This window comes from Pseudomonas sp. CCNWLW23 (assembly GCF_037095675.1).
In the GTDB taxonomy this organism is placed as follows: Bacteria; Pseudomonadota; Gammaproteobacteria; order Pseudomonadales; family Pseudomonadaceae; genus Aquipseudomonas; species Aquipseudomonas atacamensis.
Genome location: NZ_JBAWKM010000001.1, coordinates 13,662 through 40,249, shown reverse-complemented (window position 1 = coordinate 40,249; position 26,588 = coordinate 13,662). Strand labels below are relative to the sequence as shown.

The 26,588-nt window shown below is 61.5% G+C and carries 20 protein-coding genes; 3 read left to right on the top strand and 17 right to left on the bottom strand.

Translation table 11 applies throughout. The annotated features are described in order from the left end of the window. Nucleotides 1–27: 27 nt before the first annotated feature. The 8 genes from V8J63_RS00160 to betI all read right to left on the bottom strand — a co-directional run bounded on the left by V8J63_RS00160 (nucleotide 28) and on the right by betI (nucleotide 11,645). Nucleotides 28–1,206: an NAD(P)/FAD-dependent oxidoreductase gene (locus V8J63_RS00160; protein ID WP_281879551.1), complete on the bottom strand. Its 1,179-nt coding sequence runs from the start codon at nucleotides 1,204–1,206 to the stop codon at nucleotides 28–30. A 158-nt stretch (nucleotides 1,207–1,364) separates the two neighbouring features. Then, nucleotides 1,365–2,750, bottom strand: coding sequence for an ATP-dependent RNA helicase DbpA (dbpA, locus tag V8J63_RS00155; RefSeq protein ID WP_024014613.1), 1,386 nt, complete (start codon nucleotides 2,748–2,750; stop codon nucleotides 1,365–1,367). Nucleotides 2,751–3,043: 293 nt separating this feature from the next. Beyond that, nucleotides 3,044–4,471 carry a multidrug transporter subunit MdtD gene (gene mdtD, locus V8J63_RS00150; protein ID WP_056786508.1) on the bottom strand — a complete coding sequence of 476 codons (1,428 nt, stop codon included), beginning with the start codon at nucleotides 4,469–4,471 and terminating at the stop codon, nucleotides 3,044–3,046. Nucleotides 4,472–4,610: 139 nt separating this feature from the next. Beyond that, entirely contained in the window at nucleotides 4,611–5,948 is a 1,338-nt protein-coding gene (locus V8J63_RS00145) for a TldD/PmbA family protein (protein ID WP_336463415.1), read from the bottom strand. Then, nucleotides 5,948–7,390, bottom strand: a complete 1,443-nt coding sequence (locus V8J63_RS00140; protein WP_071173866.1) for a TldD/PmbA family protein — start codon at nucleotides 7,388–7,390, stop codon at nucleotides 5,948–5,950. Before V8J63_RS00140 ends, V8J63_RS00145 begins: the two co-directional genes overlap by 1 nt. A gap of 190 nt (nucleotides 7,391–7,580) precedes the next feature. Then, nucleotides 7,581–9,284, bottom strand: coding sequence for a choline dehydrogenase (betA, locus tag V8J63_RS00135; RefSeq protein ID WP_336463414.1), 1,704 nt, complete (start codon nucleotides 9,282–9,284; stop codon nucleotides 7,581–7,583). A 206-nt stretch (nucleotides 9,285–9,490) separates the two neighbouring features. Next, nucleotides 9,491–10,963, bottom strand: coding sequence for a betaine-aldehyde dehydrogenase (gene betB / locus V8J63_RS00130; RefSeq protein WP_024014608.1), 1,473 nt, complete (start codon nucleotides 10,961–10,963; stop codon nucleotides 9,491–9,493). Nucleotides 10,964–11,051: 88 nt separating this feature from the next. Then, on the bottom strand, nucleotides 11,052–11,645 hold the full coding sequence (gene betI, locus V8J63_RS00125; protein WP_008085771.1) for a transcriptional regulator BetI: 594 nt from the start codon (nucleotides 11,643–11,645) through the stop codon (nucleotides 11,052–11,054). A 486-nt stretch (nucleotides 11,646–12,131) separates the two neighbouring features. Here betI and V8J63_RS00120 point away from each other — a divergent pair, with 486 nt between their 5' ends. Continuing rightward, a complete protein-coding gene (locus tag V8J63_RS00120; RefSeq protein WP_223259140.1) occupies nucleotides 12,132–14,072 on the top strand; it encodes a BCCT family transporter in 1,941 nt (646 codons plus the stop codon). A gap of 190 nt (nucleotides 14,073–14,262) precedes the next feature. Here V8J63_RS00120 and choV read toward each other — a convergent pair whose 3' ends face one another. From choV to V8J63_RS00105, 3 genes are all read right to left on the bottom strand, one after another. Next, nucleotides 14,263–15,441, bottom strand: coding sequence for a choline ABC transporter ATP-binding protein (choV, locus tag V8J63_RS00115; RefSeq protein WP_016772804.1), 1,179 nt, complete (start codon nucleotides 15,439–15,441; stop codon nucleotides 14,263–14,265). Further along, nucleotides 15,438–16,283, bottom strand: a complete 846-nt coding sequence (gene choW / locus V8J63_RS00110; protein WP_016772805.1) for a choline ABC transporter permease subunit — start codon at nucleotides 16,281–16,283, stop codon at nucleotides 15,438–15,440. The genes choV and choW overlap by 4 nt, the downstream gene beginning before the upstream one ends. 77 nt (nucleotides 16,284–16,360) lie before the next feature. Continuing rightward, nucleotides 16,361–17,308 carry a choline ABC transporter substrate-binding protein gene (locus V8J63_RS00105; protein ID WP_095181365.1) on the bottom strand — a complete coding sequence of 316 codons (948 nt, stop codon included), beginning with the start codon at nucleotides 17,306–17,308 and terminating at the stop codon, nucleotides 16,361–16,363. A 435-nt stretch (nucleotides 17,309–17,743) separates the two neighbouring features. Here V8J63_RS00105 and V8J63_RS00100 point away from each other — a divergent pair, with 435 nt between their 5' ends. Then, nucleotides 17,744–19,120: an L-serine ammonia-lyase gene (locus tag V8J63_RS00100; protein WP_024014604.1), complete on the top strand. Its 1,377-nt coding sequence runs from the start codon at nucleotides 17,744–17,746 to the stop codon at nucleotides 19,118–19,120. A gap of 593 nt (nucleotides 19,121–19,713) precedes the next feature. Then, nucleotides 19,714–20,817 (top strand): GlxA family transcriptional regulator, encoded by a 1,104-nt coding sequence (locus tag V8J63_RS00095; RefSeq protein ID WP_007949927.1) that lies wholly within the window; start codon nucleotides 19,714–19,716, stop codon nucleotides 20,815–20,817. A 73-nt stretch (nucleotides 20,818–20,890) separates the two neighbouring features. On the opposite strand, the gene V8J63_RS00090 is transcribed toward V8J63_RS00095, so the two are convergent. The 6 genes from V8J63_RS00090 to V8J63_RS00065 all read right to left on the bottom strand — a co-directional run bounded on the left by V8J63_RS00090 (nucleotide 20,891) and on the right by V8J63_RS00065 (nucleotide 26,531). Further along, nucleotides 20,891–21,154 carry a hypothetical protein gene (locus tag V8J63_RS00090; protein WP_016772808.1) on the bottom strand — a complete coding sequence of 88 codons (264 nt, stop codon included), beginning with the start codon at nucleotides 21,152–21,154 and terminating at the stop codon, nucleotides 20,891–20,893. Nucleotides 21,155–21,526: 372 nt separating this feature from the next. Continuing rightward, a complete protein-coding gene (locus tag V8J63_RS00085; protein WP_336463413.1) occupies nucleotides 21,527–22,690 on the bottom strand; it encodes a gamma-butyrobetaine dioxygenase in 1,164 nt (387 codons plus the stop codon). Nucleotides 22,691–22,714: 24 nt separating this feature from the next. Continuing rightward, nucleotides 22,715–23,191, bottom strand: a complete 477-nt coding sequence (locus V8J63_RS00080; protein ID WP_336463412.1) for a thioesterase family protein — start codon at nucleotides 23,189–23,191, stop codon at nucleotides 22,715–22,717. 223 nt (nucleotides 23,192–23,414) lie between these two features. Then, the gene (locus V8J63_RS00075) at nucleotides 23,415–24,380 is read right to left on the bottom strand and encodes an L-carnitine dehydrogenase (protein WP_016772811.1); all 966 of its coding nucleotides are present in this window, start codon (nucleotides 24,378–24,380) and stop codon (nucleotides 23,415–23,417) included. Between the two features lie 213 nt (nucleotides 24,381–24,593). After that, a complete protein-coding gene (locus V8J63_RS00070; protein WP_024014602.1) occupies nucleotides 24,594–25,481 on the bottom strand; it encodes a 3-keto-5-aminohexanoate cleavage protein in 888 nt (295 codons plus the stop codon). Between the two features lie 105 nt (nucleotides 25,482–25,586). Continuing rightward, nucleotides 25,587–26,531: a choline ABC transporter substrate-binding protein gene (locus tag V8J63_RS00065; RefSeq protein WP_016772813.1), complete on the bottom strand. Its 945-nt coding sequence runs from the start codon at nucleotides 26,529–26,531 to the stop codon at nucleotides 25,587–25,589. Between the last annotated feature and the right edge of the window lie 57 nt (nucleotides 26,532–26,588).

Sequence of the window (26,588 nt, the reverse complement as noted above, 5' to 3'; positions counted from 1 at the left end):
CCACAGGGTTTTGTATTTAGCCTTGAGTTAAGCGTACTGCGCAGCAGCGTAGCCCGAGGCCCAGGCCCACTGGAAATTGAAGCCGCCCAGGTGCCCGGTGACGTCGAGCACTTCACCGATGAAGTACAGGCCGGGGCTTTTCAGCGACTCCATGGTCTTCGACGACACCTCGCGGGTGTCGACGCCGCCCAGGGTCACCTCAGCCGTGCGATAGCCTTCAGTTCCCGCCGGCACAACCTTCCAGCTGCCGAGTTTCTCGGCAATCTCCGCCAGTTCAGCATGGGTGTACTGCTTCATCGGTTTGGAGACAAACCAGTTGTCCGCCAGCAGATTGGCCATCTTCTTGGTGAAGATCTCGCCAAGCAAAGTCTTCAGCTCGCTGTTCGGACGCTCGGCGACTTGCTGTTGCAACCAGCTCGCCGCGTCGTGATCCGGCAGCAGGTTGATCTCTACCGTATCGCCAGACTCCCAGAACGAGGAAATCTGCAGAATCGCCGGGCCGCTGAGGCCACGGTGAGTGAACAGAATGTTCTCGCGAAAGCTCTGGTCATTGCAGCTGACCAGACAATCCACCGAGGTGCCGGACAGCTCTGTGCACAACTCCTTGAGCTGGTCGGTAATGGTGAACGGCACCAGCCCGGCGCGGGTCGGCAGCAGCTCATGGCCGAACTGTTTCGCAACCTGATAACCGAAACCGGTAGCGCCGAGAGTCGGGATCGACAGGCCTCCGGTAGCGATGACCAGCGATTGGCACTGGACCTGGCCGAGTGTGGTGTCGAGCAGATAACCGCTGTCGGTTTTTTCGATGGTCTGGATCGAGGTGTCCAGGTGCAGCTCGACGCCGGCCTGATCGCATTCATCAAGGAGCATGCCGAGGATGTCGCTGGATTTGTTATCGCAGAACAGCTGGCCGAGTTTCTTCTCGTGGTACGGCACGCCATGTTTGCCGACCAGACCGATGAAATCCCACTGGGTGTAACGCGCCAGCGCCGATTTGCAGAAATGCGGGTTCTGCGAAAGGAAATTGCTCGGTTCGGTGTACATGTTGGTGAAATTGCAGCGGCCACCGCCGGACATGAGGATTTTCTTGCCGGCCTTGTTCGCGTGGTCGAGCAGCAACACCTGACGCCCGCGCCCGGCGGCGGTCAGGGCACACATCAAGCCGGCCGCGCCAGCGCCAATGATCACGACTTCGGTAGAGCGCAAAACGGTGTCCTCACACAAAATTCAAAATCACCTGTGACCCATGTGGGAGCGGGCTTGCCCGCGATGAGGTCTGCACATTCAACATAAATGTTGTCTGTCAGGCCGTCATCGCGGGCAAGCCCGCTCCCACAGGGGATCTCCTCTGGATGGAAGATCGCTTACAGAATACGCACGCGCAACGAGCGGCCCTTGATCTTGCCGTCGTTCAGGCGCTGCAAGGCCTGCATGGCCACGGTGCGCTCGACAGCGACGTAGGCCTGGAAATCGAAGATGGCGATTTTGCCAACCTGCGCGCCGGGAATGCCCGCTTCGCCGGTCAGTGCGCCAAGAATGTCGCCCGGGCGCACTTTGTCTTTGCGGCCAGCGCCGATGCACAGGGTGGTCATCGGTGGTTGCAGCGGCGCCAGGCCCTGGGACTTGAGGTTGTCGATCTGATCCCAGTTCAGCGGCGCTTTCTGCAGTTGTTCGATGGCTTGCGCACGATGCGCTTCGGACGGCGCGACCAGACTGATGGCAATGCCTTTCTCGCCGGCACGACCGGTACGGCCAACGCGGTGGATGTGGATTTCCGAATCGCGCGCCAGCTCGACGTTGATCACCATGTCCAGCGCATCGATGTCCAGACCACGGGCCGCGACGTCGGTGGCGACCAGCACCGAGGTGCTGCGGTTGGCGAACATCGCCAGCACCTGATCGCGGTCACGCTGTTCCAGATCGCCGTGCAGGCCGACGGCGGAAATGCCTTTGGCGGTCAGGTGATCGACGGTTTCCTGAACCTGCTGCTTAGTGAAGCAGAACGCCACGCAGGACGCCGGACGGAAGTGGTGCAGGACTTTGGTCACCGCGCTCATGCGCTCTTCCGGGGAAATCTCGTAGAAGCGCTGCTCGATCTGCGTGTCGTCGTGGAAGGCTTCAGCCTTGACGGTCTGCGGATCGCGCATGAATTTCGAAGCCAGTTGCTTGATGCCCACCGGGTAGGTCGCGGAGAACAGCAGAGTCTGCCGGCGCTCCGGGGTCTTGATGATGATGTCTTCGATGGCGTCGTAGAAACCCATGTCGAGCATGCGGTCGGCTTCGTCGAGGATCAGCGTGTTCAGGCCATCGAGCACCAGCGAACCCTTGCGCAGGTGCTGCTGAATGCGCCCCGGGGTGCCGACGATGATGTGCGCGCCGTGCTCCAGCGAAGCGATCTGCGGGCCGAACGAGACGCCACCGCACAGGGTCAGGACTTTGATGTTGTCTTCGGCGCGGGCCAGACGACGGACTTCCTTGGCCACCTGGTCGGCCAGCTCGCGGGTCGGGCAGATCACCAGCGCCTGGCACCCGAAGTAGCGCGGGTTGATCGGGTTGAGCAGGCCGATGCCGAACGCGGCGGTCTTGCCGCTGCCGGTCTTGGCCTGGGCGATCAGGTCCATCCCCTTGAGGATCACCGGCAAGCTCTGCGCCTGGATCGGCGTCATCTGGGCATAACCGAGTGATTCGAGGTTAGCCAGCATGGCGGCGGACAGCGGCAGAGTATTAAAAGCGGTGGCGATGGTGGTCACGGGACTGGCCTGCAAAACAAAATGTCGCGCAGTGTAGCAGCCCCGTGCCAGTTTCCTCGACAGTTCTGGACGAACAGCGATTGAACCCGAGGCAGGGATTACCTGTGGCGAGGGGATTTATCTGTGGCGAGGGGATTTATCCCCGCTGGGGTGCGCAGCACCCCCCAATACCTGCCACCTCAATTCATCCGGCTGACCGCATCCAACCTTTTTGGGGCTGCTGCGCAACCCAGCGGGGATAAATCCCCTCGCCACGGAAGTCCTTCAGCAGCCACAGATGTCCTCCAGCACAATCAGTGTTCGATGTGCTCCTGCGGCCGTTTCGCCCGGCGCCCGTCTTCCTTGGACAGCTGGGAGAAAATCGTCGCCGCCAGCATCGCCATCACGCCGACCGTGACGAAGGTCAGCTGGAACGCACCGAGTACGGTTTCCACGCCATCGTTGCCGACCTTCGCAGTGAAGCCACCAAGCAGCGCACCGGCGCAGGCCACGCCGAGGCTCAGCGACAACTGCGCGACCACCGACAGCAGACTGTTGCCGCTGCTGGCGCTGGCATCGTCGAGGTCGATCAGCGTCACCGTGTTCATCGCGGTGAATTGCAGCGAGTTGATCGCACCGAGCACGGCCAGCAGGCACAACAGCAGCCAGTACGGCGTCTGCTCGCTGACCAGACCCATGCTCGCCAGCATGATCCCCAGCGCCAGCGTGTTGCCGGTGAGCACGATGCGATAGCCGAGGCGTTCGATCAGCGGACGCGCGACCCACTTGGCGACCATCGCCGCAGCGGCCAGCGGCAACATGCTCATCCCCGCTTGCGACGGCGAATAGCCCAACGCCACTTGCAGCAGCAGCGGAACCAGAAATGGCAGAGCACCGCTGCCCAGTCGCGCGAACAGGTTGCCGAGAATGCCGACGGCGAACGTGCGGGTCTTGAACAGCGAAGGCGCAAACAGCGGATTCTCGATGTGCCCGGCGCGCAGCCAGTACGCCGCCAGACAGGCCATGCCGGCGAACAGCAGCAACATCACCCGCAGGTGCGGTAGGTGCAGTTCACCAAGACCTTCCATGGCGATGGTGATGAGGATCATCGCCGCGCCGAAAAGCAGAAAGCCGAGGCTATCGAAGCGGGTGCGCTCGGTGCCGCGCAGGTCGGGAATGAACTTCCACACCGCATAACAGCCGATCACCCCGACCGGCAGATTGATCAGGAAGATCCAGTGCCACGTCACGTATTCCACCATCCAGCCGCCCATGGTCGGGCCGATAAGCGGGCCGAGCAGGCCGGGAATTGTGATGAAACCCATGATCCGCACCAGTTCCGAGCGCGGATAGGCGCGCAGCACCACCAGCCGCCCGACCGGCAGCATCAGCGCACCGCCGAGGCCCTGAATCACCCGCGCACCGATGAGCATGCTCAGGCTGCTGGACAAAGCGCAGAGCAGCGAGCCGAAGCTGAACAGCAGAATCGCGCCGAAGAAGATTTTCTTGGTGCCGAAGCGGTCGGCGATCCAGCCGGAGGCCGGGATCAGCAGGGCCACGGTGAGCATGTAGGCGATGATCACACCCTGCATGCGCAACGGGTCTTCCGCCAGATCGCTGGCCATGGCCGGCAGCGCGGTATTGAGGATGGTCCCGTCGAGTGACTGCATGAAGAAGGCGATGGCGACGACCCACGGCAACCAGCGGGCGGTGATGGCGTCGAGAGGCGGGCGGTTGGGCATGGAACCTCTTGTGGTCTGTTTGATGATCGTTCCCACGCTCTGCGTGGGAATGCCTCAACGGACGCTCTGCGTCCGCTTTTGGCTGGGACGCGGAGCGTCCCGGGCTGCATTCCCACGCGGAGCGTGGGAACGATCGCTGTCAGAGGGTCAGGGTCAACCGGCTGACCAGCGCCCCCGGCAACAGCGATGACGAGGTATTGCGCTGGCTGTAGGTACTCGCCGAGAGCAGCAATTCACGCTCGGTAGTCAACGCTTCCAACTGCGAGCCGAGCAGGTTGTAGGCGCTGTCGTCGAAACGCATGGTGCTGACCGGCGCCTGGATTTCGCCGTTCTCGACCCAGAAGGTCGCGAAACGGGTCATGCCGGTCATGCGCGCCGCCGGTTGATCCGAGTAGTTCAGGTACCACAGGTTGCTGATGTACAGCCCGGTGCCCAACTGCTTGAGGATCTCTTGCTGCGACAGATCACCGGCGGCCATGTTCAATGCACTGGGCATTTCGCCGCCGCCCGCACCGTTCGCCGCCAGACCATATTCGGCGGCGCTGCGCGAGCCGACCAGTTGATCACCGGCCCGGCCTTCGATGATCAGACGCAGATCGCTGCGCGGATATCCCTCGGCGGAAAACGCCGGGCTCAGGGATTCGCTGACCTTCTCATCCAGCGACACCAGCGGACTGAACGCCTGATCGCCGACGTAGAGTTTCTGCAACGGACTGCTCTTGCTGGCGATCGATTGCGCCGAGAACCCGCCCCAACTGAGCATGCCCATGATTTCTTCCAGTGCCGCCGGCGCCAGATAGGCGCGGTACTGTCCCGGTGCCAAAGTGCGTAACGGTCGGCCGAGAAACTCCAGCTGTTCGCGGGCCTGGGCGAAACGCCGGGCAAACCCTTCGTCGCTCCAGTCATGTCCGGCGTAGCTGGCCTTCACCGCTTCGCCGTTTTCATGGAACAGGCTGAAGTCGAAGTTGAAACTGTTGGCTTCATGCCAGCCGAACGCGCCGGCGGAACTGGCGAAACCGCGGCTGATCGGGCCGGCAGCATAGAAGCCGACCAGATCGAGACCTTCAGCGGCAGCGCAGATTTGCCCGACGACATCTTCGGTGTCCGGCAGCGGATGCGCTTGTACGTGCGTGCTCTGCCAACTGTTGTGATTGAGCAGCAGGTACGGATCCTGCGGCAGCAGCGGCAGGGTTTCGCGCAGTTGTTGCAGGCCCTCGGCGAGGCGTTGCAGATCGGCTTCCTGATCCCCGGACAAGGTGATCTGCAGGTCGGCGTGGCGACCGTCGTCGATCAGTTTCAGGCCGACGTTGGCCTGTTGCACTTGCCCGGCCTGGCGCACCTTGGCGTGATTGAAGCGCACGAACGCCGAGGCTTCGGCGGCGTAGCTGAGCGTGAACTGTTCCGGCTCGCGCACGCTGTCGCGCAGCCAGTTGACCATGACCTTGAAGGCGTCGGACTGACTCTTCGAAATGCTCATCAGGCGTCTCCCCCAAACACATCAATGTTGCTGAATACGCAGGCCGGCGAAGCGTGGCCGACGCGAATCACCTGGTTCGGTTCGCCCTTGCCGCAGTTCGGCGTGCCCAGCACCTTGACGGTGTTGGCATCGCCGACGGCGCGCAGGCTCTTCCAGAAGTGCGCGGAAATGGCCCGGTAGTTGGGATTTTTCACCACGCCTTTAAGTTCACCATGCTCGATCAACTGGCCCCATTCGCAGCCGAACTGGAATTTGTTGCGCGCATCGTCGATCGACCACGAGCGGTTGGTGCTCATCAGAATGCCGTGCTCGATACCACCGATCATCTGCTCCAGCGTCTGATCGCCCGGCTCGATGTTGAGGTTGGCCATGCGGTCGATCGGCGGCCGGTTCCAGCCGCAGGCGCGGCTGTTGGCAACGCCTTCGAGGCCGGCGCGATACTGCGACAGCGCCCCGCCCAACGGCCGCAGCAACAGGCCGTCGCGAATCAGGAATTGTTTGCTCGCCGCAGTGCCGTCGTCGTCATGGCCGTAGCTGGCGAGTTCTTCCGGGATGCCCGGGTCGAAGGTTACGTTGAGCAGGTTGGAGCCGTATTGCAGGCTGCCGAAATCGCTGGTCTTGACGAAACTGGTGCCGGCGTAATTGCGCTCATCGCCGAGGATGCGGTCGAGCTCCAGCGGGTGACCGATGGATTCATGAATCTGCAGCATCATCTGATCAGGCATCAGCAGCAGGTCGCGCGGGCCTTGCGGGGTGTTCGGCGCGAGCAGCAGTTGCAGGGCCTGGTCGGCGACTTGCGGACCGGCACCGACCAGGCCGCAGCGGCTGATGACGTCGGCGCCACCCTGTTGGCCGAAGTTCTCCCGGCCGAGGCTGCGGGTCTGGCTGTCGTTGCCGTCGTAGGCGGTGACGTCGAGGCTCGGATAAACGAAGCGCTGGGCCTGGCGCAATTCGGCGCCGGCGCTGCTCAGGTAGATCTGCTCGACGTTAGTGATGCCGATGCTCACCTGCCAATTGACCAGACGTTCATCCTTGGGCACCGAGGCGGACTCCGCACCGAGCAGATCGAAGCATTCGCTCAGGGACGGGAAGGGCTGTTCGAGGTTGGGGGAAAAATAATCAGCGCGGTCACTGGACAGCGTCTGCTCGCGCAGATCGAGCAAGGCGTGCGGCTTGAGCCGGCGGGCCTGTTGCTCGGCGCGCTCGAGGGCGGCTTGCAGGCCTTGTTGCGAGAGGTCATTGGTCGCCGCGTAGGCTTCGACGCCATTCACGCGCACGGTGAGCATCGCCCCTTCATCGCGGCTCAGGCTCGGCGGTTCGGCGACGTTCTTGCGCACCGACAGAAACTGCCCGGACTCGCGCACATACCGCAGGGAAAAAAATTCAGCGCCCGTGCGCAAGGCAGCAAAGCGCTGCTTGAGCTGGGGGTGGAAATCGAACATTCGGGAACCTCCTTGTAATGGAGTAGCGGCATGGCGACAGCGGGGAGGGGTGAAACGGTTGCGCGAGGTCTAGAGTAGGCCTGCGTGGGGGTAGGATCAAGTGAAGAGGGGGTGTAGGAGGATTTACTGTGCCCGATAGCAGATCGTTCCCACGCTCTGCGTGGGAACGCATCCCGGGAGGTATTACGACTTACTGGGTAACCGGTGTGATATCCCGCATCGGCTTGCCTTTGACCGGCGCGCCGTTCGCGACGTAATAAGCAGCGTTGCTGCGCGGCAGCGGCTTGCGGCCGCGGATCCTGTCGGCGATTTTCTCGGCCATCATGATCGTCGGCGCGTTGAGGTTGCCGGTGGTGATGATCGGCATGATCGAGGCATCGACCACGCGCAGGCTCTGCATGCCGTGCACACGACCTTCGCCATCGACCACGGCCATCTCGTCGGTGCCCATCTTGCACGAGCAGGACGGGTGGAACGCGGTTTCGGCGTGCTCGCGGATGAACTTGTCGAGCTGCTCATCGGTTTGCACGTCGATGCCCGGGCTGATTTCGCGACCACGGAACGCGTCGAGGGCCGGCTGCTGCATGATTTCGCGGGTCAGGCGGATGCCGTCGCGGAATTCCTGCCAGTCCTGCTCGGTGGCCATGTAGTTGAACAGGATGCTCGGGTGCTGGCGCGGATCCTTGGACTTGACCTGGATGCGACCACGGCTCGGCGAGCGCATGGAGCCCATGTGCGCCTGGAAACCATGTTCTTTCACACCGTTGCTGCCGTTGTAGTTAATCGCCACCGGCAGGAAGTGGTACTGGATGTTCGGCCATTCGAATTCCGGACGCGAACGAATGAAACCGCCGGCCTCGAACTGGTTGCTGGCGCCGATGCCGGTGCCGTTGAACAGCCACTCGGCACCGATCGCTGGCTGGTTGTACCAGAGCAGCGACGGGTACAGCGAAACCGGTTGGGTGCAGGCGTATTGCAGGTACAGCTCAAGGTGATCCTGCAGGTTTTCACCGACGCCCGGCAGATCGTGGACCACCGGGATGTCGAGGCTTTCCAGCAGTTTCGCCGGGCCGACACCGGAGCGCTGCAGAATCTGCGGCGAAGCGATGGCGCCGGAGCACAGCAGGACTTCCTTGCGCGCCTTGGCTTCAACACGTTCTTCAGCGTCGCCGATCAGGTAACGCACGCCGACCGCGCGCTTGCCTTCAAAGAGAATCTTGTCGGTCAGCGCGTGGGTGACGATGGTCAGGGTCGAACGCTTCTTGGCGATGTCGAGGTAGCCACGGGCGGTGGAAGCACGGCGGCCGTTCGGCGTCACGGTGCGGTCCATCGGGCCGAAGCCTTCCTGCTGGTAACCGTTGAGGTCTTCGGTGCGCGGGTAACCGGCCTGCACGCCGGCTTCAACCATGGCGTGGAACAGCGGGTTGTTGCCGGCTTTCGGCGTGGTCACGCTGACCGGGCCGTCGCCACCGTGGTAATCGTTCGGGCCGATGTCACGGGTTTCGGCTTTGCGGAAGTACGGCAGGCAATCGAGGTACGACCAGTCTTCCAGGCCCGGCAGTTTCGCCCAGCCGTCGTAGTCCATCGCGTTGCCACGGATGTAGCACATGCCGTTGATCAGCGAAGAGCCGCCAAGGCCCTTGCCGCGACCGCATTCCATCCGGCGACCGTCCATGTGTGGCTCTGGATCGGTTTCGTAAGCCCAGTTGTAGCGACGACCCTGCAGCGGGAACGCCAGCGCAGCGGGCATCTGGGTACGGAAGTCGAGGCGGTAGTCCGGCCCCCCGGCTTCGAGCAGCAGAACGGTGACGCCTTCGTCTTCAGTCAGACGGGTCGCAAGTGTGTTACCTGCAGAGCCGGCGCCTATGATGATGTAATCGAATTCTTGGGACATTGAATGCACCCTCTTTGAAGTTGGTCAGGTCAACTGTGACCGCGCACCTGTGGCGAGGGGATTTATCCCCGTTCGGCTGCGCAGCAGTCGCAGAGTCAGCGACTGGTTCTGTCTGGAGAATTGCAGTGTCTGGAGGGGGGCCGCTTCGCAGCCCGACGGGGATGAATCCCCTCGCCACAAAGGCCCCATCCAGACTCTGAGCCAGATCAGAACACCGAGACGTAATCGCCCAGCTCGACCTGTACCGATTTGATGCGCGTGAAGTTATTGAGAGAGCTGATCCCGTTCTCACGGCCAACACCCGACTGCTTGTAGCCGCCGACCGGCATTTTTGCGTCGGACTCGCCCCAGGCGTTGATCCAGCAGATACCGGCTTCCAGTTGATGGATCACGCGGTGCGCGCGGTTCAGGTCTTTGGTGACGATACCGGCGGCCAGGCCGAAGTCGGTGTCGTTGGCGCGGCGGATCACTTCTTCTTCGGTTTCGTAGGAGAGGATCGCCATCACCGGGCCGAAGATTTCTTCGCGCACGATGGTCATGTCGTCGGTACAGTCGGTGAATACGGTTGGAGCCACGAACGCGCCTTTGGCGAATTCGCCGTCGGTCAGACGACCGCCGCCGCACAGCACGCGTGCGCCTTCTTCTTTACCCTTGGCGATGTAAGCCAACACGCTTTCCATGTGCGGGAAGCTGACCAGCGGGCCGAAATTGGTGTTTTCGTCTTCCGGGTTGCCAACGCGGATGCGGGCAACGCGCTCAACGATCTTGGCTTCAAAAGCGGCTTTCAGGTGCGCCGGTACGAACACGCGAGTGCCGTTGGTGCAGACCTGACCGGAGCTGTAGAAGTTGGCCATCATCGCCGTGTCGGCGGCGCGATCGAGATCGGCGTCGTCGCAGATGATCAGCGGCGACTTGCCGCCCAGTTCCATGGTCACGTCCTTGAGCGACGAAGCCGAAGCGCTGGCCATGACTTTCTTGCCGGTGTCGGTGCCGCCAGTGAAGGAGATTTTTTCGATGCGCGGGTGCTCGGTCAGCCAGGTGCCGACTTCGCGACCGCTGCCGGTCAGGACGTTGAACACGCCGTTCGGTACGCCGGCTTCGGTGTAGATCTCGGCCAGTTTCAGGGTGGTCAGCGAGGTGACTTCGCTTGGCTTGAAGATCATCGCGTTACCGGCCGCCAGGGCTGGAGCGGATTTCCACAGCGCGATCTGGATCGGGTAGTTCCACGCGCCGATACCGGCGACAACGCCCAGTGGTTCGCGACGGGTGTAAACGAAAGAGGTGTCACGCAGCGGGATCTGCTCGCCTTCGATGGCGGGCACCAGGCCTGCGTAGTATTCCAGCACGTCAGCGCCGGTGACGATGTCGACGTACTTGGTTTCGGAGAAGGATTTGCCGGTGTCCAGGGTTTCCAGCGCGGCCAGCTCATCGTTGCGCTCGCGCAGGATGTCGACGGCGCGACGCAGGATGCGCGAACGCTCCATGGCGGTCATCGCGGCCCAGATTTTCTGGCCCTTTTCGGCGCTGACCACAGCGCGCTCGACGTCGTCTTTGGTCGCACGTTGCACCAGTGCGAGGACTTCACCGTTCGCCGGGTTGATGGCTTCGAAGGTGGCGTCGCTGCCGGCGTCGGTGTACGCGCCATCGATGTAGAGTTTTTGCAGTTCGAAACGGGCCATAGTGTCCTCGCAAGTGCATTGGTGGTTGGCGTTGACCACCGCGATCACGCTGCGGTGGAGTTCAGGGGCCGAGCATTTTCTGTGTGCTCTAGCTCACCTTCTTGGCCAATTGGAAATCCATGTATTCGTAAGCGATCTGTTGCGCCTGCGCCGTGTCGAAAGCGTCTCCCGACAGCGCGCCGCGCAACCACAAGCCGTCAATCAACGCTGCCAGACCCCGGGCGGCGCTGCGCGCATCTTCGAGCGGCAACACACGGCGGAACTGGCAGCACAGGTTGGAATACAGACGGTGATCGTTGATCCGCTGCAACCTGTGCAAAGACGGCTGGTGCATGCTGGTGGCCCAGAAGGCCAGCCAGGTTTTCATTGCCGGGCCATTGACCTGGCTGGCGTCGAAGTTGCCTTCGATGATCACCTGCAGATGCGCCCGTGGGCTGTCATCTGCCAGCGCCTGACGGCGCGCGGTGACGCTCTCGCTGAGGGCGGTCATCAGGTACCGCATCGTGGCGGCGATCAGGCCGTTCTTGTCCTGAAAGTAATGACTGATGATGCCATTCGAGACACCGGCCAAACGGGCGATCAGCGCAATGCTGGCGTCCCCCATTCCGACCTGATCGACCGCTTGCAAAGTGGCTTCGATCAGTTGTTGGCGGCGGATGGGTTGCATACCGACCTTGGGCATCTTGCACATCTCCTTAGGCCTTCCGAGGGGCGAATGACGCCGATCGGATTGAGGGCCAGTCTATTTTGTTTTGATTGAACGTTCAATCAACAAAGAATAAGATCTGCGACAATTCGTCGCTGCCTACAGAAAATTCCTACGCGTAATGACGATAAAAACCGACACCTGAAACGGCTCGAAACCTGCGCGGGGCATGGCGCGGTTCGCGATTCGATGGACGTGTTGAAAGGGCAAGACGCTCGGGGCCAGGTTTCGGATGAACGTCCGTCGCCTCTGGCCACGAAAGCGAATACGCAACGCCATTTCGGCAGGTTCGGGCTTTTTTCGGAGTGTCTTTATATCACCCGCCGGTCGGCTGCCAACTAACCGATTGGTCGGGTTCCGTGATGCCTTGTGTTCTTCTCTCGCACTGCCTGGAGCATTTGTGCCATGAGTTCTGCCTCGCTAATAAAGACCCCGCCCGAGAAGGTGACGGTCAACGGTTGGGTGTTCTACACCTCGACCGCGCTGATTCTGTTGTTGACCGCCATTCTGATCATCGCCCCGCAAGAGGCCGGCAGAATGCTGGGCATGGCCCAGGCCTGGTTGTCGCGCAGCTTCGGCTGGTACTACATGGTGGTGATCGCCGCCTACCTGGTGTTCGTGGTCGGTCTGGCGTTTTCCTCGTACGGCAAACTCAAACTGGGCAGCAAGGACGACACCCCGGATTTCAGTTACGGCGCCTGGGCGGGGATGCTGTTCTCGTCGGGCATCGGCATTTCGCTGTTGTACTTCGGCGCGTCCGAGCCGCTGGATCACTACTTCAATCCGCCGGAAGGCACCTCGGCCAGCAATCTGGCCGCGCGTCAGGCAGTGCAACTGACCTTCCTGCACTGGGGCCTGCACGGCTGGGCGATCTACGCTTTGGTCGGCCTGGCCGTGGCGTATTTTGCCTATCGACATAACCAGCCGCTGGCGCTGCGTTCGGCGCTGTATCCATTGGTCGGCGAGCGTTGGGTCAAAGGCGCTGCCGGGCACGCAGTGGACGGCTTTGGCATGTTCGTGACCCTGCTGGGGCTGGTGACCAACCTGGGGATTGGCTCGCTGCAAGTCTCGTCCGGGCTGGAAAACCTGTTCGGCATGGAGCACAGCAACACCAACCTGCTGATCGTCATCATCGTCATGAGCACCGTGGCGACCATCGCTGCCGTGTCGGGTGTGGAAAACGGCATCCGTCGTCTGTCCAACCTGAACATCGTGCTGTTCAGCGGCCTGCTGATTTTCGTCCTGCTGTTCGGCCCGACCCTGCACCTGCTCAACGGCTTCGTGCAGAACATTGGCGACTATCTCAACGGCGTGGTGCTGAAGACCTTCGACCTGTACGTCTATGAAGGCGACAGCGCCAAGTCCGACCGCTGGCTGGGCCTGTGGACGCTGTTCTACTGGGCCTGGTGGATTTCCTGGGCGCCATTCGTGGGCATGTTCATCGCACGGATTTCCCGTGGCCGCAGCGTGCGTGAGCTGGTCGCTGGCGTGCTGCTGATTCCGCTGGGCTTCACCTTGGCGTGGCTGTCGATCTTCGGCAACTCGGCGCTGGATCTGGTGATGAATCAGGGCGCGGTGGAGCTGGGCAAGACGGCGCTGGAACAGCCGTCGATGGCGATCTATCAGTTGCTTGAGCATTACCCGGCGTCAAAAGTCGTCATCGGGGTGTCGATCTTTGTCGGCTTCGTGCTGTTCCTGACTCCGGCCGACTCCGGCGCGGTGATGATGGCGAATCTTTCCTGCAAGGGCGGCAACGTCGATGAAGACGCGCCGCACTGGCTGCGGATCTTCTGGTCGGTGGTGATCACGCTGGTGACCATCGGCCTGCTGTTCGCCGGCAACTTCGAAGCCATGCAGACCATGGTCGTGCTGGCCGGCCTGCCGTTTTCGGTGGTGCTGATCTGCTTCATGTTCGGCCTGCACAAGGCGATGCGCCAGGACGTGCAGATCGAACAGGAGCAAGCGCAACTGGCCGAGCGCGGGCGCCGTGGTTTCAGCGAGCGCCTGACGCAACTGGATCTGCAGCCGAGCCAATCGGTGGTGCAGCGCTTCATGGACAAGCACGTCACCCCGGCGCTGGAAGATGCAGCGGCGCAATTGCGCAATCAGGGCATTGAAGTGCAGACGCTGTTGGGCAAGGCCAAGCGCTGCATGGGCGTGCGGGTCGAGATGGAGGAGGGTAACCCTTTCGTTTACGAAGTGAGCCTGGATGGTTATCTGGCGACCCCGACCGAATCGGCGCAATCAGATGAAGCGCGTCAGCGTTATTACCGCGCTGAGGTGTATCTGCACAATGGCAGCCAGGATTACGACTTGATGGGCTTCACTCCTGAGCAGATTACGCGGGATGTGCTGGATCAGTTTGAAAGCCATCGGCAGCTTCTTGGCCGGGTGTACAGCTAAACAGCTAAACCAAAAGGGGCTCGATTGAGCCCCTTTTGCATGATCGTTCCCACGCTCCGCGTGGGAATGCATCAATGGACGCTCTGCGTCCGCTGTTGTGGGACGCGGAGCGTCCCGGGCTGCATTCCCACGCGGAGCGTGGGAACGATCACGCCGCGATCCTCTCGCGGCGTTTTTGTGTCTGCGGGGTTTAGCCCAGATTCTTGCCCAACAACGCGTGATACAACTCGCTGTCGCCGAGAATCCCCACCACATGATTGTTATCGTGCAGCACCAGCTTGTTGCCGGTCTGATAACGGATCTGCAGCGCATCACGCATGCCGATGTTCGAGTCCACCAGCGTTGGCTTGCGCTCCAGGCCTTCCACTGCTTGCCCCGGTGCCCAGTTCTGCAGGTTCAGCACCGAGCCGTTCTGCCGTGCGCCTTTGATGGTGTTGCCTTCGGCCAGGTCCAGCCACGAGTCGCCGCCCGGGTCGAGGCACACCGAACCGTTGATGCGTTTGCACTTGTCCAGCGTGCGCATCAGGCTGCGGCCGCAGAGCACGTTGAGCGGATTGGTGTGGGCGACGAAGGTCCGCACATAGTCGTCCGCCGGGTTGAGGACGATCTCTTCCGGCACGCTGTACTGGATGATCCGGCCGTCCTTCATGATCGCGATGCGGCTGCCGAGTTTGAGTGCTTCATCAAGGTCGTGGCTGACAAACACGATGGTCTTGCTCAGCTTGCGTTGCAGTTCCAGCAGTTCGTCTTGCAGGCCCTGGCGGATCAGCGGGTCGAGGGCCGAGAACGGTTCGTCCATCAGCAGAATGTCGGCGTCCATGGCCAACGCACGGGCGAGGCCGACGCGCTGTTGCATGCCGCCGGAAAGTTCGTCCGGCTTCTTGTTGCGCCATTGGGTCAGGCCAACCAGTTCGAGTTTCTCATCGACCAGTTTCTTGCGTTCCTTCTCCGGTCGACCCTGCATTTCCAGACCGAAACTGATGTTCTCGCGCACTGTCAGCCAGGGCATCAGGGCGAACTTCTGGAACACCATGGCAATGCGCTTGGTGCGCATCATCTTCAGCTCGGCGGGCGTGCAGGACGCGATGTCGATCTGACGGTTTTCATGCTCGACGAACAGCTTGCCGCGGCTCACGGTGTTGAGGCCATTGATGCAGCGCAGCAGGCTCGACTTGCCCGAGCCGGACAGGCCCATCAGCACGCAGATCTCGCCCTTGTTGATGTCCAGCGTGGCTTTTTCCACGCCGACGATCTGACCGGTCTTCTTCAGGATCTCGTTGCGGGTCATGCCCTGATCGAGCAGCTTGAGTGCCTCGCGCGGGTCCTTGGAGAAGATTACGTCAACGTCTTCGAAGCGAATTATGCTCATGCGTCACCCCCTACTTTAGCGTCGGGTTGTTTGCAGATACGGTCGAGCATGATCGCCAGCAGTACGATTGCCAGGCCTGCTTCGAAGCCCAGCGCAATATCAGCAGTGTTCAGTGCGTTGACCACCGGTTTGCCGAGTCCGTCGGCGCCGACCAGTGCCGCGATCACTACCATCGACAGCGACAGCATGATGCACTGGGTGATGCCGGCCGCGATGCTCGGCATGGCGTGCGGCAGTTCGATCCTTGAGAGCAATTGGCGACGCGAGCAGCCGAAGGCCTTGCCGGCGTCCATCAGTTCTTGCGGGACATCGCGGATGCCCAGGTAGGTCAGGCGGATCGGCGCCGCGATGGCGAAGACCACCGTGGAGATCAGGCCCGGAACCACACCCAGCCCGAAGAGGGTCAGGGTAGGAATGAGGTAAACGAAGGTCGGTACGGTCTGCATCAGATCGAGCACCGGCCGCATCATGGTGTAGAACATCGGTTTGTGCGCGGCGACGATGCCCAGCGGCACGCCGATCAACACGCAGACCAGGGTGGCGAACAGCACCTGGGCGAGGGTTTCCATGGTTTCCTGCCAGTAACCCAGGTTGAGGATCAGCAGGAACGAGGCGACCACGAACGCGGTCAGGCCCCACTTGCGTTGAATCAGATGGGCAATGATGGCAATCAGGCCAATCAGCACCAACGGGTTGAACCAGGTCAGCGCAAACGTCACGCCGTGGATCATCGTTTCCAGTGTCACGGCGATTGCGTCGAAGGTGTTGGCGCCGTGTTGCGTCAACCATTCGACGAAGCCCGCGATGTACTGGCCTAAAGGTATTTTCTGATCAATCAGCATGGTAGTGAACGTCCGCATGCAAGGAAATTAACAGCCCGGGCAGGCACGCCTGCCCGGCATAAGCGGTGCCCCTCAAATCAAGGCGCGAGCTTGGCTTTCACGGCCTCCAGGCCTGGTTTACCGTCAATGGTGGTCACGCCAGCGAGCCAGGTTTCGAGCACCTGTGGATTCTTTTTCAGCCAGGCCTTGGCGGCCGCGTCAGGCTTCATCTTGTCGTCGAGAATGTTGCCCATCAGTTCACTTTCCATGTCGACGGTGAACTCCAGGTTTTTCAACAGCTGACCGACATTGCTGCATTCTTCGGCGTAACCCTTGCGGGTGTTGGTCGCCACGGTGGCTGCGCCGAAATCGGGGCCGAAGAAGTCGTCGCCGCCGGTCAGGTATTGAATCTTGAAGCGCTTGTTCATCGGGTGCGGTGCCCAGCCGAGGAAGACCACGGCGGTGTCGCGCTTCTGCGCCCGGTCGACTTGCGAGAGCATGCCGGCCTCGGAAGATTCGACGATCTTGAAGCCAGCGGTTTTCAGGCCGAAGGCATCCTTGTCGATCATGCTCTGGATCAGCCGGTTGCCGTCGTTGCCCGGCTCGATGCCGTAGATCTTGCCGTCGAGCTCTTTCTTGAATTTGGCGATGTCGGCGAAGTCATGCAGGCCTTTGTCGTACAGGGCTTGCGGCACGGCGAGGGTGTACTTGGCGCCCTTGAGGTTGGTGCGCACGGTGTCGACGGTGCCGGCATCGCGATACGGCTTGATGTCGTTCTCCATGGTCGGCATCCAGTTACCGAGAAACACGTCCATGTTTTTGCCGTCGGCCAGCGACTTGTAGGTCACGGGCACGGAGATCATGGTGGTTTTGGTCTTGTAGCCGAGGGCGTTGAGAACAACGGAAGTGGTAGCGGTGGTGGCGGTGATGTCGGTCCAGCCGACATCGGAGAAGTTAACGAGGCTGCACTGTGCCGGTTCTGCGGCTTGCGCCAGTAACGGCAGACTCAGCAGGGCGGCCAACAACAACGACGGGGAACCTTTCATGGATGGACTCCTTGGTGTTTTTTTTGGCAGTGTTCCGACTGTGGACCACCGCACTTATGGGTTGCGGTTGGTGGCGTTCTGACGACAGCTCTACCGCAGCGCCTTGCAATCGAGTCATCCCGATCATGTACCAGTGAAAATCTGACGCCTACAGGGAGGGTCGTATCCAGTACAGGGATGGTCGCTTCCAGTGTCGGTGACGTCGCTTACAGCTTTTTTCCGCCCCCGATGACCTGCTCGACTGCATAAAAACGGCGTATTTGCGGGGCGAAAACGTAACGACGCTGCTGGACATGACTGCGTCGGTGTCAGACGCCGAGCGCGCCGACAAAAGCCCGATGATGCCGGCATTCGGCGGATCGCAGCTTGAGCGTAGCAGCTCCGCCAGCGGGCGCTTTTGCCGCCCGGACCGGTATTCTCAGGAGCTTCGCAGCAATGGCTATCAGCGTTTTCGACCTGTTCAAAATCGGCATCGGCCCTTCCAGTTCCCACACCGTCGGGCCGATGCGCGCCGCCGCATTGTTCGTCGAGTCGCTGCGCGGCAAGCATCAGCTGGAACAGGTGCGGCGCATCGAGGTGCAGTTGTTCGGCTCGCTTTCCGCCACCGGCATCGGTCACGGCAGCGACAACGCAGTGATCATGGGCCTGATGGGCGAGTGGCCGGACGCAATCGACCCGGCGCAGATCGGCCCGCGCATTCAGGCGCTGCGGGAAACCCATACGTTGTTATTGGATGGTCGCCTGTCGGTGCCGTTTGTGTGGGCGCGGGACATGCGCCTGATCGATGAAAACCTGCCATTCCATCCCAACGCCATGACGCTGGTGGCCGAAGGCGAGTTCGCTGAGCTGCACCGGGACACCTACTATTCGGTCGGCGGCGGCTTCGTCGTTGATGAGGCGCAAGCGTCCAGTGGTGTGGTCGATCTGGATCGCACCGAATTGCCCTACGACTTCTCCAGCGCGGTCGAGCTGCTGCAGTTGTGCAAAACGCACAACCTGCGCGTCGCTGAACTGATGATGGCCAACGAAAAGGTCTGGCGCAGTGAAGAAGAAATCCGCGCCGGGCTGATGAAACTGTGGCGAGCGATGCAGGATTGCGTCGAGCAAGGCCTCAAGCACGAAGGCATTCTGCCCGGCGGCCTGAACGTGCGGCGGCGTGCGGCGAAGTTGCACCGCAGCCTGCAAGAGCTGAACAAACCGAACGTCATCGGCTCGACCCTGAGCGCGATGGAGTGGGTCAACCTGTTCGCCCTGGCCGTCAATGAAGAGAATGCCGCCGGCGGGCGCATGGTTACCGCGCCGACCAACGGCGCGGCGGGGATCATCCCGGCGGTGCTGCACTACTTCATGAAATTCAGCGAGGCAGTCACAGACGCCAACGTCGTCGACTATTTCCTCGGCGCGGCGGCGGTGGGCATTCTATGCAAAAAGAATGCGTCGATCTCTGGGGCCGAGGTCGGTTGCCAAGGCGAGGTCGGTTCGGCTTGCGCGATGGCAGCGGCGGGGCTGGCGGAGATTCTTGGCGCCACGCCCGAGCAATTGTGCAACGCGGCGGAAATCGGCCTGGAGCACAACCTGGGCCTGACCTGCGACCCGGTCGGTGGTCTGGTGCAAGTGCCGTGTATCGAGCGCAATGCAATCGCGGCAGTGAAAGCCATCAACGCGGCGCAAATGGCCCTGCGCGGCGACGGGCAGCACTTCATCTCGCTGGACCGGGTGATCCGCACCATGCGCGATACCGGCGCCGATATGCATGACAAATATAAAGAAACTTCGCGCGGTGGCTTGGCGGTCAGTGCGGTTGAATGCTGACCGTGAACCCGTGGCGAGGGGATTTATCCCCGCTGGGCTGCGAAGCAGTCCCAAATCCTGCAATCGAGTTTTGCCTGACACACTTTGGTGAATGGATTTACGACTGCTGCGCAGCCGATCGGGGATAAATCCCCTCGCCACAGGTTGATCTGGCAGAGTGGAGCGCCAGACCAGTCAAAACTGCTCAACAAAAGAACACCCCAATCCAGCCGCGCCACCTTTTGGCGCGTCGCAATCAGACAAGCGTCACTGTCAGTCGTGACTTGTCGGTCGTTACCTGACCGTCCGTCGTCCGTGCTTGCGGTGACACTCTGTGCAAATCCGCTGCAGGCCAGTTCCCACAAGTGCTACCGATCTGCTCACGGGCTGCGCGGCAGGGCTCTCGCGGCATCTGATGGCACTTCGAAATGGCGTGTTCCGAGGTCTCGTATAGACGCGTCGCGAGGTCGTTTTCAGGAGTTATTGAATGGCCGTCCAATTTCAGGCACGGCAATTGCTCTGTCATAACAAAGCCTGCTTTCTCTATGAGACGCGGGCAATAACAAGAGCCTCCGCCTGAGGCCGCCACCCGCTTTGTGTGAGGAGATACCGCGATGACGTCGTTCAACTCCGGGGCCCAACCCCAGAACCGTGCGCCTCAATCCATCGGCTTTCTGCTGCTGGACAATTTCACGCTGATTTCCCTGGCGTCCGCCGTTGAGCCGCTGCGCATGGCCAACCAGTTGTCCGGTCGCGAGCTGTATCGCTGGAGCACCCTCACCGTCGATGGCGGCCAGGTCTGGGCCAGTGACGGTTTGCAGATCACTCCCGACGCCTCCATGCACAAAGCCCCGCCCCTGGACACTGTGATTGTCTGCGGCGGCATCGGCATTCAACGTACCGTAACCCGTGAACACGTCTCGTGGCTGCAAAGCCAGGCGCGCCAGTCCAAGCGTCTGGGCGCAGTGTGCACCGGCAGTTGGGCGCTGGCCTGCGCCGGTCTGCTCGACGGCTTCGATTGCAGCGTGCACTGGGAATGTCTGGCGGCGATGCAGGAAGCTTTCCCGCGCGTGGCCATGAGCACACGCCTGTTCACCCTCGACCGTAACCGCTTCACCAGTTCCGGCGGCACCGCGCCGCTGGACATGATGCTGCACCTGATCAGCCGCGATCACGGTCGTGAACTGTCGGCAGCGATCTCGGAAATGTTCGTCTACGAGCGCATCCGCAACGAACAGGATCACCAGCGTGTGCCGCTCAAGCACATGCTCGGCACCAACCAGCCGAAGTTGCAGGAAATCGTCGCGCTGATGGAAGCCAATCTGGAAGAGCCGATCGATCTGGATGAACTGGCGGTGTATGTCGCGGTGTCGCGTCGACAGCTGGAGCGGTTGTTCCAGAAATACCTGCACTGCTCGCCGTCGCGCTATTACCTGAAGCTGCGCCTGATCCGCGCCCGGCAACTGCTCAAGCAGACGCCGATGTCGATCATCGAAGTGGCGTCGGTGTGTGGTTTCGTCTCCACGCCGCACTTCTCCAAGTGCTACCGCGAGTACTTCGGCATCCCGCCGCGTGACGAACGCGTGGGCTCCAACACCACCCAGCAGGTAGCGATGCTGCCGCTGCCGCAGGCCATCGTGATGTCGCCGCTCTCGGGGCCGATGTCGGCGCTGAGTCAGGCGCGCAATGAGTCGACGTTTGCCAGCGTAAGGCTGTAGACCGAGTCTGACCGTTCCCACGCAGAGCGTGGGAACGGTCAGGTGGGAGCGAGCCTGCTCGCGAAGGGGTTTCTCAGGCGCTGTGGGACTGCTGGTAATCCGAGAGGGCCGGCAACAATTGCTTGTCGATCGCCTGACGCACCGCCGGCTGAATGCTGGCGCCGCTGGTGTACATGTCCTTGACCATCTTGCGCAGTTCAAATGCGCGAACATTGTCCAGGCCGCGCACCGCACACTCGCAGGCCTGCTCGGCGGTGGTACCGCTCGGCACCTGAATACCCAAGGCCTTGAGCTGGCCCAACAGATCTTCCTGGTCAATCAAATCGGCGTACATCATTACGCAAATCCTTCTGTGGCAACGGAGGTCTTGGCTCGATTCTGGTGGCCCCGACCGGACGCGGCAAGGGCGTTTTGTCGCGGTGGCCGGGACGACTATGAACAGGTCGTTTTCGGCTAACCGACTGGATGGGCGACTAGGCACACTGGCTCCAGCTCGCTTCACGAAGGTTTGGTCACCCTCGCCTGGCAGCTCCTCAACAGTACCCTCCTCAGCTCCGATCCTGTCACGGCTTGATCGGAGTTTTTTTTGCCTGTGATTCAGTTAGTAGCGCGTTGTTTGGACTGACGCTTTCGCGAGCAAGCTCGCTCCCACAGTTGAAATGCATTCCAATGTGGGAGCGAGCCTGCTCGCGAAGAACGATGACGCGGTTCAACGTTGCAACACCAGAATCCGCGACAACAACTCATCCCGGTCGACATAGCAGCCCTGAAAATGCCGCGCCCCGGTCGCTGGATCAAAGGCATTGCGTGCATGCAGCGTGCGGCGGTTGTCAAAGCACCACAACTCGCCCGGCTTGAGCCGCTGCATCAGCCGGAATCGCGGCTCGCGGGTCATCGCAATAAAGCGCCGATAGGCTCGATACAGCAACGGCATCTGCGCCACCGACGTATCGAACGCCCCACGCAGAAAGTTGGCCATGCGAATCTCCGCCACCCGGCCCAGCGCATCCACAGCGATGATCGGCGCCAGGCAGCGATAATCGCTGTGCCGGTCCTTGTTGCGAAATTCCACAGGGATTTCACACAGGGCCTCAAACAGCTGCGGCTCCTCCTGACGCAAGGCGTCGGCGATCGCAAAACCATCGACGAAAATGCTCTCGCCACCCTCGGCATCATTCACCAGGCAATGCAGAAATTGCAGCCCCGGTTGCAGCTCTCGTGTCGGCAAATCCGTGTGCAATGGCAGGTTGAAGGAGGTGTAGGCGTTGCTGTCGGCGTCGGCTTTGGATTGCACATTGAACAGCACGCCGAAATTGCTTTCGCGGATGAAGGAAATCCGTTGCGCGATGAGCTTCAGCGAGCCCGGCTCGGTGGGCACGCCGCGCACTTGGGTCAGGCCGATGTCGCGCACGGCGAGCAACCATTGCAGCAGCGCGGCGTTGTCGTTCATCAGCGCGGTGTAGTCGAACACCGGCAACTGCAGATCGCTGTGCCACAAACGGGGCTGCGATTTGCCCGCCAGGCGTTCGGCGCGGGATTCATCGTCATAGGCATGTGCGCGCAGCCAGCCCGGATCGAAGCGGCTCAGGTGACCATCCTGCCAGTCGATGCGCAGGCAACCATCGCTGTCGATGCGCGTGGCCAGCGGTCGCAAATCCTCTGCGGCATCGACGCTCTCGAAAACCTGCTCGCGAGTGACGCTGTAGAAACATTGATCACACGGGCAATTGTCGCGCAGCCATACGTGGTGAAACGGGCTGACACGCCCGTCAGCCCATTCGATGACAACGCGATCCGCCAGACCCTGCACGCCACCGAGCGCGCTGATCAACGGATAAGTACGAAAATCGGCAACAGCGACGGCGGTATTCATGGCGGCTCCTTGGCAGTGGGGGATTTACCGAGCGGGTGGCAGCGCGATCACGCGGCCGATGTAAGCGGGAGCGGTCAGGTCGGTCTGATCGGCGACGATGGCTTGCAGGCGATGCAACGTATCGGGGCTGAACGGCGCCGAGCGCGGGCCGGCGAGGTCGACGTGCAAAAGCATCTGTTCATTGCCGGCCAGCGCTTGCTCATCGCCGACCTTGTGCAGGCTGTGATAGAGGTGCAGGCGCTTGCTGTCGTGGCCGATGATTTGCGTGCGCACTTCGACCTCGGTGTCGAGCTTCACTTCGTGCAGATAATTGAGGTGCAGCTCAAGGGTGAACAGCGAGTGGCCGCTGGCCTCGCGGTTGCTGCTGTCCATGCCGAGGCGGTCCATCAGCGCATCGGTGGCGTAGCTGAAGATCAGCAGGTAGAAGGCGTCGCGCAGGTGGCCGTTGTAGTCGACCCAGTCGGGGGTGATGGTGGTTTGGTAGGTGGTGAGGTGGGGCATGGTTTCGGTTTCCGCAGTTGATGGGTGAAGATCAAGAGCAACCCCCTCACCCCAGCCCTCTCCCCCAAGGGGGCGAGGGGGAAAGGGAGCCGATTTTCGAGCCTTTCAAGTCCAGAGTTCGACGCAGTGGTCAAGTCGGCGTAGCTTGCAAAAACACCTCGGTCAGTCCCCTCTCCCTCCGGGAGAGGGTTAGGGTGAGGGCAGCGGTGCCATGTCATACGCATTACTCGCTGAAACTCATTCCATGCTTTTCCTTGGTGGTTTTCACCGCCTCGAGCACCGCCAGCAAACAGTCATCACGATAGCGCTCCAGCGCCGAAATGCTGTGCCGACCGAGCTGATCGGTGGTGCCATCGACCACATCATCGATCAACTTGTCGGTCAGCTCCGGTGCCGGCAGATACGTCCACGGCAACTGCAACGCCGGGCCGAATTGCGACATGAAGTGGCGCATGCCGGCATCGCCGCCGGCCAGGGTGTAAGTCAGGAAAGTGCCCATGAACGACCAGCGCAGACCGGCGCCAAAGCGAATCGCATCGTCGATTTCGCCAGTCGTCGCGACACCGTCGTTGACCAGGTGCAGCGCTTCGCGCCACAGCGCTTCGAGCAATCGGTCGGCGATGAAACCCGGCACTTCCTTGCGCACATGCAGCGGGCGCATGCCGAGGGATTGGTAGACTTGCATCGCCGCTTGCACCGCCTCCGGCGCGGTGTTTCTGCCGCCGACCACTTCCACCAGCGGCAACAGATAAACCGGGTTGAACGGATGCCCGACCACGCAGCGTTCAGGGTGCGTCGAACTCTCATAGAACTCGCTGGGCAAAAGGCCTGAAGTGCTGGAGCCGATCAGCGCATCGGGCTTGGCGGCGGCGCTGATCTTGCTGTGCAGGTCGAGCTTCAGTTCCAGCCGTTCCGGGGCGCTTTCCTGGATGAAATCGGCGTCACGCACACATTCCTCGATGGTTGCGACAAAGCGCAGACGATCCTGCGAAGCACCCGGCGCCAGGCCGTTTTTTTCCAGCGCGCCCCAGGCATTGGCCACGCGTTGGCGCAATGCCGCCTCGGCGCCGGGCGCCGGGTCCCAGGCCACTACATCAAGTCCGTGGGCGAGGGCGCGGGCGACCCAGCCACTGCCGATGACACCACTGCCGAGAGCGGCGAAGGTTTTGATTTCGGTGATAAAGCGCATGACGATTTCCTGGAGAGAGTTCGGTGATCCCTGTGGAAACTCTGTTCTCGTGGCGAGGGGATTTATCCCCGATCGGCTGCGAAGCAGTCGTAAAACCTGTGCTCTCGGTCTATCTGATGCCCCGGGTTGTCAGGTTTTGGGGCGGCTTCGCCACCCATCGGGGATAAATCCCCTCACCACAAAATTTATGTTCACAGGGAAATAAGGTGAGGTTCAGCCGCGCTGGGTCAGGCCCATTTTTTTGCGACCTTCGGCCGGCGTCAGCACGCGGGCACCGAGGCGGCTGAGGATTTCCGTGGCGCGTTCAACCAATTGGCCATTGGTCGCCAGCACGCCTTTGTCCAGCCACAGGTTGTCCTCCAGCCCGACCCGCACGTTGCCGCCCAGCAGCACCGCTTGCGCCGCCATCGGCATCTGCATGCGGCCGATGCCGAAGCCGGCCCACACCGCGTCGGCGGGCAGGTTGTCGACCATGGCTTTCATCGTGGTGGTGTCGGCCGGCGCGCCCCACGGGATGCCCAGGCACAGTTGAAACAGCGGGTTGTCGAGCAAGCCTTCCTTGATCATCTGCTTGGCGAACCACAGATGCCCGGTATCGAAAATCTCCAGCTCGGCCTTCACCCCCAGTTCGGTGATGCGCTTGGCGCCGGCGCGCAGTTGCGCCGGGGTAGAGACGTAAATGGTGTCGCCGTCGCCGAAGTTCAGCGTGCCGCAATCGAGGGTGCAGATTTCCGGCAGCAGTTCTTCAACGTGGGCGAGACGGGTCAGCGGACCGACCAGATCGGTGTTCGGGCCGAACTCCATCGGCTTCTCGCCAGGGCCGATTTCCAGGTCGCCGCCCATCCCGGCGGTGAGGTTGACGATGATGTCGACGTCCGCCTCGCGGATGCGCTCCATCACTTCGCGGTACAGCGCCACGTCACGGCTGAACTTGCCGGTCTGCGGGTCGCGCACATGGCAGTGCACGACGGTGGCGCCGGCCTTGGCCGCTTCCACCGCAGCAGCGGCAATCTGTTTCGGGGTGACCGGCACGTGTGGGCTCTTGGCGGTCGTGTCGCCAGCACCGGTGAGTGCGCAGGTGATGATGACGTCGTGGTTCATGGTGCGTTTCCTTCAGGCGTGATGGGTCTGTCCGCAGCCCGTGGCGGGGATGCGAAGCGTGGTTCAGTGGCCTCTCCCATCTGGGAGAGGGGGTTCAAAAAAGGGTTATTTGCTGGTCAGCTGGAGGTTTTCAGCAGCCGGTTTGCCATCGAAAGTCGTCACACCTTCAAGCCAGCGCTGTTTGTCTTCGGGGTGATCCTTGAGCCACTGCTTCGCCGACTCGAAGGCATCCTTGTGATCGAGCAGCGGCTGCATCATCCGGCTCTCGGATTCAGCGGTGAACGTCAGGTTGGTCAGCAGGCGGCCGATGTTCGGACATTGCTCGGCGTACTTCGGTGACGTGACCGTCCACACCGTGGCCATGCCTTCGTTCGGGCCGAGGGCGTCTTCGCTACCAGTCAGATAGGTCATCTGGATATTGACGTTCATCGGGTGCGGCGCCCAGCCGAAGAACACTACGGCTTCCTTGCGGCGCACGGCGCGATCGACGGCGGCGAGCATGCCGGCCTCGCTCGATTCGACCAGCTGGAATTTGCCCAGACCAAACTGGTTCTTGGCGATCATCGCTTTGATCTGCGTGTTGGCGCCCGAGCCTGGTTCGATGCCGTAGATCTTGCCGCCCAATTCCTTCTCGAACTTGGCGATATCGGCGAAGGTTTTCAGCCCCTTGTCGGCCAGATAGGTCGGCACGGCGAGGGTGGCGCGGGCGTCTTTCAGGCTCGGTGCTTCGAGCACTTTGACCTGATTGGCCTCGACGAATGGCGTGATGGTCTGGGTCATCAGCGGGTTCCAGTAGCCGAGGAACAAGTCCAGGCGCTGATCGCGAATCCCGGCGAAGATGATTTGTTGCGAGGCGCTGGTCTGTTTGGTGCTGTAGCCGAGGCCGTCGAGCAGGACCTGGGTCATGGCACTGGTGGCGATCACGTCAGTCCAGTTGACCACGCCCATGCGTACGTTCTTGCAGGAGGCCGGTTCGGCCGCCATCACGCCGGTGCTGAAGAAAGCGGTACCGCTGAGTGCAAGAACGCAGCTGCTGATCAGTCGTTTCATGTCGGGTTCCTCGGCAGTTCGATTATTGTGGTTCCCGGCATCTGCGCGCCGGTGAGG